Consider the following 12527-nt stretch of genomic DNA (forward strand, 5'->3'; position numbering starts at 1 on the left):
ACGATTACCGAGCCGATCTCTGGATCGGTTCAGTACGGGGGCATAAAGAGAGGCAGCCATTCGGCCCCAGCGCCGTGAGCTGCCTACGCCCCAGTCCAACAAGGGAGGGGGTCCGTTGTCATCCCGATATCGGGTGACGATCCGCACTCCTGACGCGGTGATCAGCGCGGAGCGGCCAGAACGCCGTCCAGCAGGCCCGGGAACAGGGCGTCAAGATCGTTGCGGCGCAACGAATTGAACCTGGTGGTGCCTTCCTGGCGCCCGGCCACGACCCCGGCCTGGCGCAGGATGCTCAGGTGGTGGGTGAGTGTGGACTTCGTCACCGGCACGGTCAGGCCGCTGCACGAGATCTCCTGATCGGTCGCCGCCAGCTGGCGGACGATGGCCAGCCGCACCGGGTCGGCGAGGGCGCGGAGCACGCCTTCGACGGTCATCTCTTCCCGCGCCGGGTAGTGGAGCGGCGGCAGGGTCGCGTGCTTGGCCATGGGTCCATTGTACGACGCCGGTCGAAATTGGTGGCCGAGTCGTAGTACGGTGACTGTCGAACTACGACGTTCGTCGAACCAATCCCTGCTTCGCTTGGGGGCTCAACCCATGTCCGCACCTGCTCCTTCGAGGATCTCCGTCCTCGCCTTCGGCGCGTTCGGCGTCGGGACCAGCGGTTACATCGTCGCCGGGCTGCTGCCCGCGCTGACCGGGGAGCTGCACGTCTCGGCCACGGCCGCGGCGCAGCTCGTGACCGCCTTCGCCATCGCGTACGCGATCGGCTCGCCGCTGTTCGCCGCCGCCACCGGCACCTGGGAACGCCGCACGCTGCTGGTCGCCGCGCTCGCCGTCACCGGCGCCGGCAACCTGTTCGCCGCGCTCGCGCCCGGCTACGGCTCGCTGCTGGTCGCCCGGGTGGTGACCGCGGTCGGCGCCGCGGTGTTCACCCCGGCGGCGAGCGCCGTGGCGGCCGAGCTGACCGTCCCCGAGCGCCGGGGGCGTGCCGTCGCGCTGGTGTTCGGCGGCCTGACCGTCGCGCTCATCTTCGGCGTCCCGCTCGGCAGTCTCATCTCCCAGCACCTCGGCTACCGGGCGGCGTTCGCGCTGGTCGCCGCGTTCTCGCTGGCGAGCGCGCTGGCCGTGCGGATCGCGCTGCCCGCGGTCGCCGCCCCGCCACGGGTCGGCTTGGCCGAGCGCTTCGCCGCGGGCCGGGACCCGCGGGTGCTCGTCATGCTGGCCACGACGGTGCTCGCCTGCTTGGCCGCGTTCATGGTCTACACGTTCGTCTCGCCGCTGCTGGCGGCGACCGCGGGCGTGCACGGCACGACCGTGACGGTGCTGCTCTTCTGCTACGGCGTCGGCGGCGCGATCGGCAACTTCGCGGGCGGCCGGGCGACCGACCGCTGGGGCTCGCGGAAGCCGTTGCTCGTGGTCACCGTGGCCATCACCGCGGTGATGGCGCTGCTGCCGCTGACGACGGCGACGCCGGTCGCGGCCGGCATCTCGCTGTTCGTCTGGGGGCTGGCGACGTGGTCGTTCAACCCGCCGGTGCAGCACCGCCTGATCGAGCTGTCACCGGGCCACGCCGGGCTGGTGCTCTCGCTCAACGCCTCGGCGATCTACCTCGGCGTCGGCCTGTCCGGCGTGGTCGGCGGAGCGGTGCTCGCGTCGGGCGGGCCGCTGCTGCTGCCCGAGGTCGCGGCCGCGCTGACCCTCGTCGCCCTGCTGCTGGTGGGCGCGGCGTGGGGGCGGGTCCGCGAGCCTCGGGAACAGGTCGCCGTCGGCTAGTCGGCGTGCGCCTGGACCTCGCAGTCGGGCCCGGGGTAGACGAGCCCTTCGTGCCCGTCGGCGAACCGCACCAGATAGGGCGGGGCGCCGTCGGGGCCACGGACTTCGAGGATCTCGCCGCGCTGCTCGGCCGCTCCCACCGTCCGGCCGTGCACCTGGATTTCGTCTCCTACTCCTGCGTGCATGGGGCTTCACCTCCAGGTCCAGGGTAGGAGCGGAAACTCCGCCCGTGGACCCCGCGAACGGGTTAGAATCCGCGTCATGATCAGTGAATTCGGAGGCGCCGCGCCTCGGCGCCGGTGAGCCCTTCGGTCCGGGTCCGCACGCCTCGAGAGCTGCGGAAGGCCCGGCGGAGCAAGGCCCATTCCTGTTGGGGGCACCTGGTGGCCGCCCCGCTGTGGCCGTTGCACGGCGTGAACCTCGGCACTCTCCTGCGCACCTGTGACGCCGTCGGGGCGTGTCTCGCCGTCCCGCGGTTCCCGTGGGTGCCCGAAGCGCTGCGGAGGGGAAACACGTTGCGGCGTCCGGCCTGTGTGCACTGGGTGCACGACCCACCGGGCTGGCTGGCCCGCGAACGGGCGGCGGGCACCCGGGTGGTCGGCGTCGAACTGGCGGAGGAAGCCGTCCGGCTGGCCGACCTGCCCGCCGCCCGCGGCCGCACGATCGCCGTGCTCGGCCACGAGCAGACCGGGATCCCGCCGGAGGTCCTCGACCTGCTCGACAGCGCTTTCGGGGGTCCGGGTGGCGAAGCCCCCGGCCCGGGGCGAAGCCCCGGTTGTCACAGCGTCGTCGAAATCCCGATGGTCGGCACCGGCGCCAGCCTGAACGTCGCGGTGGCGGGCAGTCTGGTGCTGTACAAACTGGCCGGCCTGCTGTGACGGGTCTGGAGTGGACGGTCGCGGAAAGCGCAGCGTGGTGCGATCTGGTGTGCGGCGGGAAGTTCGGCCCGCGGGCGTGGACGAGCCCGCGCCGCACCCCGGAGTACTACCCGGACGCGGTGACGCTGACCCCGGACGCCACCGTCGCCGACATCCTCCCGTTCGTCGACGGCTCCGCGGGGTGTTCCGTCAAGGACAGCTTCGCGACCCTGGACCTGCCGGGGTTCTCGGTGCTGTTCGAAGCGACGTGGATCGCGTGCGGGCCGGGTGTGCCCGAGCCGGGCTGGCGGCGAGTGGCCGGCCACGGCTTCCCGAGCGACGACTCGGTGGCGGTGCTGTCCCGCGGCTCGGCGGTGGTCGTCGCCCACCGCGGCGACGGGGTGGTGGGGCTGTCCAACTTCTCGGGCGCGGACGACGACTGGCCCGGTGCGGTCGCCGCGGTGGCCGGCGCCTTCCCGGGTCTTCCGGTGGTCGGCTACGAACACGGCGAGGCGCTCGGCAACGCCATGGCCCACGGCGCGGAGCCGCTGGGCCCGCTGCGCGTGTGGGTGCGTTAGCCCGCCTTGGCCGCGGCCTTGGCGGCCTTCTTGAACGCGCGGACTTCGGCGAGGGTTTCGGCGCTCGTGACGTCGGCGATCGACCGGCGCGAGCCGCGGTCGCCGTACGCGCCGGCCGTCTCGCGCCAGCCCTTCGGCTGGATGCCGCGCTGCTTTCCCAGCAGGGCCAGGAAGATCTTCGCCTTCTGCTCACCGAAACCGGGCAGGGCCCTCAGCCGCTTGAGGACCTCCGGACCGTCCGGCTTCGGGCGGCCGTCGAGCCAGATGCCCTCGGTGCGGCCGTCGTAGGTCTCGATGATGTGCTGGGCGAGCGCGTGGACGCGGCGGGCCATCGAACCGCCGTAGCGGTGGATGGCGGGCGGGATCACGCAGAGCTCGACGAACGTCTCGACGTCGGTCGCGGCGATCTTCGCCAGGGAGAAGCCGTCCATCCGGTCGGCGATCTTCCGCGGGCCGGCGAAGGCGTGCTCCATGGGGAACTGCTGGTCCAGGAGCATCCCGACGAGCAGGGCGAACGGGTCGTCGTTCAGCAGCTTGTCGGCGGCCGGGTCGCCGGTCAGGTGCAGTTCGCGCAGCATGCGGTCATCTTGACACAGCCTGCTTCTCCGGCAGGTGGGCGACGACCAGCGCCACCGTCGCGATGAGGAAGTTCTGCAGCGCCGGCTGCAGCCCGTTCCACTTCTCCGACTGCCACATCTGGAACCACTCGCCGCCGATGGCGAGGAAGCCGACGCCGAACAGCAGCACCCACATCACCCAGCCGAGCGTCGACAGCGTTCGCCCGGCGGAAACACTCCCGCGAAGCCACGCCACGAACGCGGCGATCAGCACCACCGCGGTCAGCACCTCCCACGTGATGATCACGACGTAGGCGGTGTTCTGCAGCCCCGGACTGGTGATCGCGCGCCACATCATGTCCGGTGAGCGGAACGTCGTGTCCATCGCGAGCACGTGCTGGACGAACGCCTGGTTCGTACCGAAGTCGGTGATGTTGCCGAACGCGATGAGCGCCATCTGGAGCGCGGTCATGCCGGTGAGGACGGTGACCGCGAACCGCAGGCCGCCGATCCTGGCGAGGAACCCCGTGTCCGGATCGTAACGACGCCGTCACCGGGTTTTCGCGTAGCGCGACGGCGTCGTGCCCAGGTACCGCTTGAAGTGCCGCGTCAGGTGGGCCTGGTCGGTGAACCCGGCCGCCGTCGCGACCTCGGCGGCCGGGGTGCCGCCGAGCAGCAGCCGGCGGGCCCGGTCCACCCGGCGGCCGGTCAGGTAGCGGTGCGGCGGCAGGCCGAACCGCGCCCCGAAGCAGCGCACGAGGTACGCCGGGTGCGCGCCGAGCGTCTCGCCCGCTTCGGCGAGCGTGAGCGCTTCCGGCAGATGAGCGTCCAGCAGGTCCCGGAGGTCGTCGGCGAGGCCGCGCTTCGGCTCGGGCGACGCCGGTTTCCCCAGGTGGGTGCGCAGGCGGTCGGCCACCAGCACCAGCCGGCTCTCGGCCTCGAGCGTGTCGCCGGGCTCGGCGAGGGACTCGTGGAGCTGGTGGATGCGGGTGCGCAGGAGGCCGTCAGCGAGGCTGGGCCGGTCGACCGCCGCGCCGATCAGGTCCTCGCCCAGCACCGGCGTGTCCAGGTAGAGCACGCGCTTGCGGAAGCCGTGGCTGGTCGCGGCGCGGCCGTCGTGGGCGACGTTCGGCGGCAGCAGCGTCACCGCCGGGCCGAGCGCGCCGTGGTGGTGGCGGTCGAGGTCGTAGCGGATGACGCCGTCGTCGACGATCAGCAGCGTCCACGTGTCGTGCGTGTGCAGCGGGTAGGCGTGCGTGGTGAAGCGCGCGTGGAAGACCTCGGCGATCCCCGGGACCGCCGGCCGCCAAGCTTCGACGTGCGCCATGTCAAGAACGTACAAGACGCGGGCGTCGCGCCCGGGCGAGTCTTCGGGGCATGAGTTCCTTCGACACGAAGATCGCCGTCCTGCTCCGCGACGACCTGGCGTCCTGGCAGCGGCTGAACGTCACCGCGTTCCTGGTGAGCGGCATCGCCCACGTGACCCCCGAGCTGATGGGCGAGCCGTACGCCGACGCCGACGGCACCGAGTACCTGCCGATGTTCGGCCAGCCGGTGCTGGTCTTCTCCGGCACGGCGGACGTCCTGACCGCGGCGCACGGCCGTGCGCTGGGCCGCGGCCTGCGGTTTTCGATCTTCACCGACGAGCTGTTCCACACCGGCAACGACGCCGACAACCGCGCGGCGGTCCGCGAGGTGCCGGGGGAGAAGCTGGCGCTGGCCGGGCTGGCGGTGCACGGGCCGAAGAACGCCGTGGACAAGATCCTCAAGGGCGCGTCATTGCACCGCTGAGTAAAACTGCTCTATCCCCCGGCCGGGTGAGCTGGCAGCATGATCGGCAGCGCCGCGGAGAGCGGCTCGGGATGGGGAGGTTCCGTGAATTCACTTCGTCGTGCGTGTGTGGTCCTGACGGCGGCGGCCGGGCTGGGCTCGGTGCTCGTGCCGGCCGCTTCGGCGGACTCGCTGCAGACGGTCGCCTACACCTCGGAAGACGGCGCCTGGCCACTGGAGGGCAGCGCGCAGTACGCGGCGCCGGGCGACGAGATCGCCGTCTTCGAGTCCACCCAAGGCATACTGTGGATCGACGTCCAGTCGGGCCTGAAGGACCTGAACGTCGAGCTGAGCGCGCCGGCCGGGGAGACCCTGCACACCGGCACGTACACCGGCGCGCGCTTCCGCGGCCAGAGCGACCCGGCGCTGAACACCCCGGGGATCTTCGTTTACACCCACGGCAACGTCTGCGGTGACGACTACGCGGACTTCACCATCGACCGGCTGGACAAGGACGCCGACGGCCGCACGACCGACGTCGACGTGACGTTCGTCCAGCACTGCGGCAGCCCGGACGGCCCCGCCACCCGCGGCGAGGTCCACTTCCACGCCTGAGTCACGGGGCCGTCGCGTGCACCAGGAACACGCTGCGGACCCGCTCGCCGTCGTCGACGGTGAACGTCCGCGCTGAAGCGTCCACGAAGCCCGCCGACGAGGCCAGTGCCGCCGCCTCGGCCTCGTCGTGCGGGAACTTCAGATCGTCCGGCACCAGCTCCGCGAACGGTCCCGAGGGCTTGAACCGGGCCCCGGAAACCACCGAAAACGCCAGCCGCCCGCCCGGACGCAGCACGCGCAGCCAGTCCGGGAACGCCGTCGCCCCCAGGAAGTGCAGGGAGGACGCGCACAGCACCACGTCGGCCGAGTGGTCCTCGACCGGCATCGGCACGGCGGGCGCGACCTGCCAGGAGATCCGCTGCTCGGGGTCGAGCTCCGACTTGGCCTCGGCTCGCGCCAGCATCTCCGGCGACAGGTCGACAGCGAGCACCCGCGCGGGCTTCAGCCGCAGTGCCGCGTACGCCGCGAAACCGGTTCCCGTGGCGACGTCGAGGACCAGCTCCGGGCCATCGGGCAGGGGCTCGACCAGCGCTTCGGCCACGCGGGCGTGGAAGGTGTCGTCGTCGTAGTGCTCGGCTGTGCCGTCGAAGAAGGCGGCCCGGGATTCGTCGCTCACGAACCCAACCTAGCCGGGACCACCAGCGGTTTTCAGCGGACGGCGGCCGGCGAACCCGAGGTCGGCGCGGTGGTACCAGCCCAGCTCGCGGTCACCTTCGAGCCAGCACAGGAGGACGTCGGTGCCGTCCAGCTCGGCCGGGAAGTCGACCAGCAGCGGCGCGAACCCCTTGAGCTCGGCGCCGGTGCGCTGCACCGTCGTCATCAGGTCGTCGAGGCGGGCCTGGGCGGCCTTCCACTCGGGCAATCCGCCCAGCTCCGTGCCGCGGCCGCCTGGCCGCAGCGACGCCGCGAGCTCGGCGGCGTCGGCCCGCACGCGCACCAGTTCGTCGAGGACCGGCCGCAGGCGCGCCAGTTCGTCGCGCGCTTCCGCGACGGTGAACAGTCCCATTCGCCGATGATGCCACCGGCGTGCGTCAGGCTTCGCGCCGCCGCCGGACCAGTGCGTTGGCCAGTCCGCTGCCGACCAGCAGGAAGCCCACGCCGAGCAGGCCGCCGATGAAGAGGAAGTCCATGACGCCGTACGCGATGTCGCTCTTCGGCATCAGGTTGACCAGCCGGAACCCCCATTCGGGTACGGCCATCGCGGCGACGCCGGGCAGCACGCCGTAGATCAGGCCGCCGAGGATCGGGCCGACCGCCGACAGGGCGCCGAGCGCGGCGACGACCAGCAGCAGGATCGCGCCGCCGGCCAGCAGCGCGATGCCCAGCGGGTCGCGGTTGGTGCTCAGCGTGGCCTGGATCAGCTGCTGCTGGCGCAGCCCGCCCCAGCTCAGCAGGCCCAGGGCGACCGGCGTCAACACGAGCCCGCCGAGTGCGCTGACGACGTGCGCGGCGCCGCGGCGGGGCCGCTCGTCGAGCACGTCGGCGGGTTCATCCTGCTCCTCGTAGTCGTTCTCGTAGTCGACTTCGTAGCCGGCGTACCGATGGGTCGACATGGGCGTCACCTCTCGCATCGAATCACGGGTGGCATCGTGCCCTGGTTCACCGCCGAACACCTACGGTCGCTCGGCGAGCGGTCGGATCGGGTTCCCGCCCGGTGATCCGGGCCACAAAGCGCGGGTGGAGACTTGATGCCGACCACTACTTGAACCATCCAGGTGCGTCAAGCAGTACGCTTGTACCGCTACCGGCGAGACGTATCGAAGAACGCGAAGATCCGCGGAAGGAGCACCGCTGCTCATGGCCAAGATCAAGGTCCAGGGCACCGTCGTCGAACTCGACGGCGATGAGATGACCCGCATCATCTGGCAGTTCATCAAGGACAAGCTGATCCACCCGTACCTGGACGTGAACCTGGACTACTACGACCTGGGTATCGAGGAGCGGGACCGCACCGACGACCAGGTCACGGTCGACTCCGCGAACGCGATCAAGAAGCACGGCGTGGGCGTCAAGTGCGCCACGATCACCCCGGACGAGGCACGCGTCGAAGAGTTCGGCCTCAAGAAGATGTGGCTGTCCCCGAACGGGACGATCCGCAACATCCTCGGCGGCGTGATCTTCCGCGAGCCGATCGTCATCCAGAACATCCCGCGGCTGGTGCCGACGTGGACGAAGCCGATCATCATCGGCCGCCACGCCCACGGTGACCAGTACAAGGCGACCAACTTCAAGGTCCCCGGCCCGGGCAAGCTGACCATCAGCTACACCCCGGACGACGGCTCCGAGCCGATGGAGTTCCAGGTCGCGCAGTTCCCCGAGGGCGGCGGCGTCGCCATGGGGATGTACAACTTCAAGAAGTCGATCGAGGACTTCGCGCGCGCGTCCCTGCAGTACGGCTTGGACCGCGGCCTGCCGGTCTACCTCTCCACCAAGAACACCATCCTCAAGGCCTACGACGGCCAGTTCAAGGACGTGTTCGAGGAGATCTTCCAGAACGAGTTCAAGGCCGACTTCGACGCCAAGGGCATCTCCTACGAGCACCGCCTGATCGACGACATGGTCGCCGCGGCGATGAAGTGGGAGGGCGGCTACGTCTGGGCGTGCAAGAACTACGACGGTGACGTCCAGTCCGACACGGTCGCGCAGGGCTTCGGCTCGCTGGGCCTGATGACGTCGGTGCTGCGCACGCCGGACGGCCGGACCGTCGAGGCCGAGGCCGCGCACGGCACGGTCACCCGGCACTACCGCCAGCACCAGCAGGGCAAGCCGACGTCGACCAACCCGATCGCGTCGATCTACGCCTGGACCCGCGGCCTCGAGCACCGCGGCAAGCTGGACGGCAACCAGGAGCTGATCGGCTTCGCGAACACGCTGGAGCAGGTCGTCGTCGAGACCGTCGAGAGCGGTCAGATGACGAAGGACCTCGCGCTGCTCATCAGCAAGGACCAGCCGTGGCAGACGACCGAGGAGTTCCTCGCGACGCTGGACGACAACCTGGCGAAGAAGATCGCCCAGGGCTGAGTTTTTTGCTTCGAAAAGCCCCTTCCCGGTTCGCCGGGAAGGGGCTTTTTCCGGTTGATCACGCGTTGTCACCTCGCGCGGGCGCCGCTGGCGCCTCCGGGTGGTTGCGACGTCCGGCGCTGCCGTCCGGGTAAAGGATTGCCTACCCTTGGCGTGGGGACGGGCTCGCGAGTTGGAGGAAGGCATGTCGAAGAAGACTCTGCTCATCTTGGGCGCGCTCGTCCTGGTCGTCATCGTCTACGCCATGAACACGGGCAAGCAGGCGTCGGGGGCGTCGGCCACCGGCTGCAAGGTGACGGTGACCGCGGACGTCCTGAACGCCCGCGAGACGGCCGACGGCAACGCGAAGATCGTCGGCAAGTACCTGCGTGACGCCCAGTTCGACGCGATGCCGGGCGTGCAGAACGGCTTCCGCAAGGTGGCCGACGACAAGTGGGTGGCGGCCGAGTTCACCCAGCCCGTCGCCGGCTCCGCCTGCTGAGTCTTCAGAGACCGATCAGATCGGCCGCGAGCGTGACGACGCCGAAGGCCGCGGCCGACAGCCCGAGCGTCCTCGCCCGTTTCGGATCGCGTTTCGCGGCGGCGCGCCAGTAAAGGCCGATACCGATCGCGAGCATCAGCAGTTCGACGACGGCCGAGACGGCGGGCAGCCGCCAGAGCCCGAAGCCGAAGACGGGCAGGTCGCCGGCGTTGCCGGGCAGGATCGGCAGGTCGGCGCGGTGCACGACGAGGTCGAGCAGCCAGTGCGAGAACACGACGCCGCCGAGGACGAGCCCGGCTTGCCGGCCGAGCCAGTGGGCGGCGACCGCGCCGAAGATCGCGGCGAGCACGAGCGCGCCGACGAGGGAGTGCGTGTAGTCGGCGTGGATGACGCCGCCGCCGTAGCCCTCGCCGTCGATCGTTTCGACACCGCTCAGGTAGAGCGGCACGAAGACGACGTCGAGCCAGGCGGTGGCGAGCATGAGCGTCCAGACGGGGATGGCGGGCCGGCCCGCTTTGACGGCGGCGGCCAGCCCGAAGTGCCCGGCGATCATCTGCGGGCCTCCGTCCAGGGGAAGCGGGCGTCGAGCACGCCGAGCCCGACGGTGAAGAGCAGTACGGCGAGGATGAAGGTCATCGGTCTGCTTTCCGTGCGTAGATCGTGAGGCCTTGGACGAGCATGGTTTTGAGGACTTCGAAGCTCTTGTCGACGTCTTCCGGGCGGCCGAACCCGCCGGAGGCTTCGAGCCCGGCGAAGCCCTGCACGGCGGCGCGGAGGCAGCGGGTCCCGTGCACGGCCTGGGCGTGGTCGAAGCCGAACGGCCTCAGCACCGCGAAGACGACTTCCGCGACGGCATGGGTGGCCCTGCTGAGTTCGGTGTCGGTTTCGTCCGGAGCGGTGACGAGCGCGTGGCTGCGGTGCGGGTGGGCTTGCAGGTAGTGGCGGTAGGCGTCGGCGAGGGCGGCGACGGCGTCTCCGCCCTCGCGCCCGGTGGCGGCGGCGCGCAGGATGTCGGCCATTTCCCGGACGACTTTCAGGTCGATCAGCCGCCGGAGATCGGCGAGGTTCTTGACGTGCTTGTAGAGCGAGGGCGCGGCGACCCCGGCGCGTTCGGCGATCTTGGCCAGGCTCAGCGCTTCCGGGCCGGATTCGTCGATGAGGGCCAGGGCCAGGTCGACCACGGCTTCGGTGGTCAGTCCGACTCTAGGGGACATCGTTCTGGTGGCTACTAGTCATAGCTTTAAAGCTAATAGAAGTAGCTTGTGGCGTCAAGGGGCCGTTTTTGTCGGTGGTGGGTGCTAGAACTGATCAGGTCCGAAAGCGCAGGTCGGCGGCTTGGCCGCCGGAGAGGAGGGCACGTCCGGGGGCGGGCGACAACTGAATCGCGGCCTGGGCTGAAGTGTCCGCGGGGTCTCCAGGGGGAGTCTCGCGGGCTGGATGGGCTCGGTCGGGCGGGCATGGCGGTTTGTCGAGGATTGAGCCTGGGACCGCGCTTGGACGGGGGTCGGAGCGCGGGGCCGGGTTGAACCGGGGGACGGTTCAGCGGCGGCTCTGCTCGGCGGCTGTGCTCGGGTGGTCTGGTGCGCGGGCGTGCGGGGTGTGGATGGCCGGGGAAGGGCCATCCCAGCCTGCGGGTCGGCCGTGCGGTGGGCGCTGGGCGGAGCCTTCCTGAGTGTCGGTAGCGGCGCGCGGGGCTGGACCTCGGCCGGTCGATCGGGGTGCTGCTGCGGAGCCTGTCCCCAGCGTCTGTAGCGGCGTGCGGGCGGGACTGGGCTCGGTCGGCCGAGCAGGGGGCCGGGCTGCGGAGCCCGTATCGAGTGTCGGTCCTGGGCGTGGGCGGGGCCCAAGGCTGCCGATCGAGCGGGGTGCTGTGCTGCGGATCCGTTCCGAGTGTCGGTAGCAGCAAGCGGGCGGGACCGGGGTGATCGAGCGAGGTGCTGCGTTGCGGAGCCCGTCCCGAGCGTTGGTAGCGGCGCGCGGGACTGGGCTCGGCCGGTCGAGCGGAGTGCTGCTGCGGAGCCTGTCCCGAGTGTCTGTAGCGGCGCGCGGGACCGGGTCGGGGCGGGCAGCCGGCCAGGGTCTGCGCTCCACCCGCCGTCAGAGCTCGATCGTGAAGTCCTCTTCCGCGACCAGCACCTCGCCGCCGAACCCCGCGCGGGCCTCCTCTGCGGCCGCGGTCCGGTCGGTGCCCGGCCAGAAGTGGGTGAGCAGGAGCCGGCGGGCGTTGGCGCTCTGGGCCCATTGGCCCGCCTCGGCCGCCGTCATCAAGTAGCGGGGCTCTCCCTCCGGTGGTGGGGTGCGGAGGGTGGCGTCGCAGATGAACAGGTCGGCGTCGCGGCCGAGGTCGGCCAGCAGGGGCGATGGTCCCGTGTCGCCGGTGTACGCCACCGTCAGCCCGGGTGCCGTGAGGCGCACGCCGAAGTTCGGCTGGTGGTGCGGCAGCGGGTACGGCGTCATGCGGAACGGCCCGATATCGCGCTGCTCGGCGAGGTCGTGCACCTCGAACAGCGTGTCCGGGTGCGGCCGGGGCTCCATCGCCTCGAGCCGGCGGACCGTGCCGGGCGTGCAGTGCAGCGGCAGCCGAGCCGCGGGCGCGCCGGCCTGGACGGTGTAGTGCCACGCCCGCCCGAGCGCGCTCACGTCCGCGCAGTGGTCGGGGTGTTCGTGCGTCACGACGACCGCGTCGGGCAACCCGTCGCGGCAGTGCGTGAACAGGCGTGGCGCGGCGCCGTACCCGAGGTCGAGGACCACGCGGAAGCCGTTGTGCACGAGCAGGAATCCGGCGCAGGCGCGGCCGGGCTCCGGCCACGCGCCGCAACTGCCCAGCACGGTCAACCGGCTCGCCGCTTCACCCATGCGCGGCAGTCTGGCAGAG

Annotated in this window: 18 protein-coding genes; 7 read left to right on the top strand and 11 right to left on the bottom strand. The window is 70.9% G+C overall.

The window, feature by feature from the left end; translation table 11 throughout:
• Positions 1-161: 161 nt before the first annotated feature.
• Positions 162-485: an ArsR/SmtB family transcription factor gene (locus tag QRY02_RS41785; RefSeq protein ID WP_285988207.1), complete on the bottom strand. Its 324-nt coding sequence runs from the start codon at positions 483-485 to the stop codon at positions 162-164.
• A gap of 109 nt (positions 486-594) precedes the next feature.
• On the opposite strand from QRY02_RS41785, the gene QRY02_RS41790 reads away from it, so the two are divergent.
• On the top strand, positions 595-1773 hold the full coding sequence (locus QRY02_RS41790; protein ID WP_285988208.1) for an MFS transporter: 1179 nt from the start codon (positions 595-597) through the stop codon (positions 1771-1773).
• Here QRY02_RS41790 and QRY02_RS41795 read toward each other — a convergent pair.
• Positions 1770-1958 (bottom strand): DUF1918 domain-containing protein, encoded by a 189-nt coding sequence (locus tag QRY02_RS41795; protein WP_191312265.1) that lies wholly within the window; start codon positions 1956-1958, stop codon positions 1770-1772. The genes QRY02_RS41790 and QRY02_RS41795 overlap by 4 nt on opposite strands.
• Before the next feature lie 198 nt (positions 1959-2156).
• Between QRY02_RS41795 and QRY02_RS41800 the strand changes: the two genes are divergently transcribed.
• Both QRY02_RS41800 and QRY02_RS41805 read left to right on the top strand, forming a co-directional pair.
• A complete protein-coding gene (locus QRY02_RS41800; RefSeq protein WP_285988209.1) occupies positions 2157-2651 on the top strand; it encodes a TrmH family RNA methyltransferase in 495 nt (164 codons plus the stop codon).
• Complete coding sequence (locus QRY02_RS41805) at positions 2648-3208, top strand: hypothetical protein (protein WP_285988210.1); 561 nt, start codon at positions 2648-2650, stop codon at positions 3206-3208. The genes QRY02_RS41800 and QRY02_RS41805 overlap by 4 nt, the downstream gene beginning before the upstream one ends.
• Here QRY02_RS41805 and QRY02_RS41810 read toward each other — a convergent pair.
• From QRY02_RS41810 to QRY02_RS41820, 3 genes are read right to left on the bottom strand one after another with little or no spacing between them, the layout of a single operon-like run.
• Complete coding sequence (locus tag QRY02_RS41810; RefSeq protein ID WP_285988211.1) at positions 3205-3786, bottom strand: HhH-GPD-type base excision DNA repair protein; 582 nt, start codon at positions 3784-3786, stop codon at positions 3205-3207. The genes QRY02_RS41805 and QRY02_RS41810 overlap by 4 nt on opposite strands.
• A 4-nt stretch (positions 3787-3790) precedes the next feature.
• Complete coding sequence (locus QRY02_RS41815; protein ID WP_285994076.1) at positions 3791-4276, bottom strand: DUF2165 domain-containing protein; 486 nt, start codon at positions 4274-4276, stop codon at positions 3791-3793.
• Between the two features lie 39 nt (positions 4277-4315).
• Positions 4316-5092 (bottom strand): helix-turn-helix transcriptional regulator, encoded by a 777-nt coding sequence (locus QRY02_RS41820; RefSeq protein ID WP_285988212.1) that lies wholly within the window; start codon positions 5090-5092, stop codon positions 4316-4318.
• A 50-nt stretch (positions 5093-5142) separates the two neighbouring features.
• Here QRY02_RS41820 and QRY02_RS41825 point away from each other — a divergent pair, with 50 nt between their 5' ends.
• Together QRY02_RS41825 and QRY02_RS41830 are read left to right on the top strand one after the other, a co-directional pair.
• Positions 5143-5556: a DUF2000 domain-containing protein gene (locus QRY02_RS41825; RefSeq protein WP_285988213.1), complete on the top strand. Its 414-nt coding sequence runs from the start codon at positions 5143-5145 to the stop codon at positions 5554-5556.
• An 84-nt stretch (positions 5557-5640) separates the two neighbouring features.
• Entirely contained in the window at positions 5641-6150 is a 510-nt protein-coding gene (locus QRY02_RS41830) for a hypothetical protein (RefSeq protein WP_285988214.1), read from the top strand.
• Position 6151: 1 nt separating this feature from the next.
• Here the strand turns inward: QRY02_RS41830 and QRY02_RS41835 are convergent, their stop codons facing one another.
• From QRY02_RS41835 to QRY02_RS41845, 3 genes are read right to left on the bottom strand one after another with little or no spacing between them, the layout of a single operon-like run.
• A complete protein-coding gene (locus QRY02_RS41835; protein ID WP_285988215.1) occupies positions 6152-6766 on the bottom strand; it encodes a class I SAM-dependent methyltransferase in 615 nt (204 codons plus the stop codon).
• A 9-nt stretch (positions 6767-6775) separates the two neighbouring features.
• Positions 6776-7156: a DUF2203 domain-containing protein gene (locus QRY02_RS41840; protein ID WP_285988216.1), complete on the bottom strand. Its 381-nt coding sequence runs from the start codon at positions 7154-7156 to the stop codon at positions 6776-6778.
• A 25-nt stretch (positions 7157-7181) separates the two neighbouring features.
• The gene (locus tag QRY02_RS41845) at positions 7182-7703 is read right to left on the bottom strand and encodes a hypothetical protein (RefSeq protein ID WP_285988217.1); all 522 of its coding nucleotides are present in this window, start codon (positions 7701-7703) and stop codon (positions 7182-7184) included.
• 244 nt (positions 7704-7947) lie between these two features.
• Here QRY02_RS41845 and QRY02_RS41850 point away from each other — a divergent pair, with 244 nt between their 5' ends.
• Both QRY02_RS41850 and QRY02_RS41855 read left to right on the top strand, forming a co-directional pair.
• Positions 7948-9171, top strand: a complete 1224-nt coding sequence (locus QRY02_RS41850) for an NADP-dependent isocitrate dehydrogenase (protein ID WP_013222746.1) — start codon at positions 7948-7950, stop codon at positions 9169-9171.
• Positions 9172-9355: 184 nt separating this feature from the next.
• Positions 9356-9652, top strand: a complete 297-nt coding sequence (locus QRY02_RS41855) for an SH3 domain-containing protein (RefSeq protein ID WP_285988218.1) — start codon at positions 9356-9358, stop codon at positions 9650-9652.
• A gap of 4 nt (positions 9653-9656) precedes the next feature.
• Here QRY02_RS41855 and QRY02_RS41860 read toward each other — a convergent pair whose 3' ends face one another.
• The 3 genes from QRY02_RS41860 to QRY02_RS41870 form a co-directional block, all read right to left on the bottom strand.
• The gene (locus QRY02_RS41860) at positions 9657-10205 is read right to left on the bottom strand and encodes a permease (protein WP_285988219.1); all 549 of its coding nucleotides are present in this window, start codon (positions 10203-10205) and stop codon (positions 9657-9659) included.
• Positions 10206-10284: 79 nt separating this feature from the next.
• Positions 10285-10866, bottom strand: a complete 582-nt coding sequence (locus QRY02_RS41865) for a TetR/AcrR family transcriptional regulator (RefSeq protein WP_285988220.1) — start codon at positions 10864-10866, stop codon at positions 10285-10287.
• Positions 10867-11749: 883 nt separating this feature from the next.
• Entirely contained in the window at positions 11750-12508 is a 759-nt protein-coding gene (locus QRY02_RS41870; RefSeq protein WP_285988221.1) for an MBL fold metallo-hydrolase, read from the bottom strand.
• Between the last annotated feature and the right edge of the window lie 19 nt (positions 12509-12527).

Source organism: Amycolatopsis sp. DG1A-15b (genome assembly GCF_030285645.1).
GTDB lineage: Bacteria > Actinomycetota > Actinomycetes > Mycobacteriales > Pseudonocardiaceae > Amycolatopsis.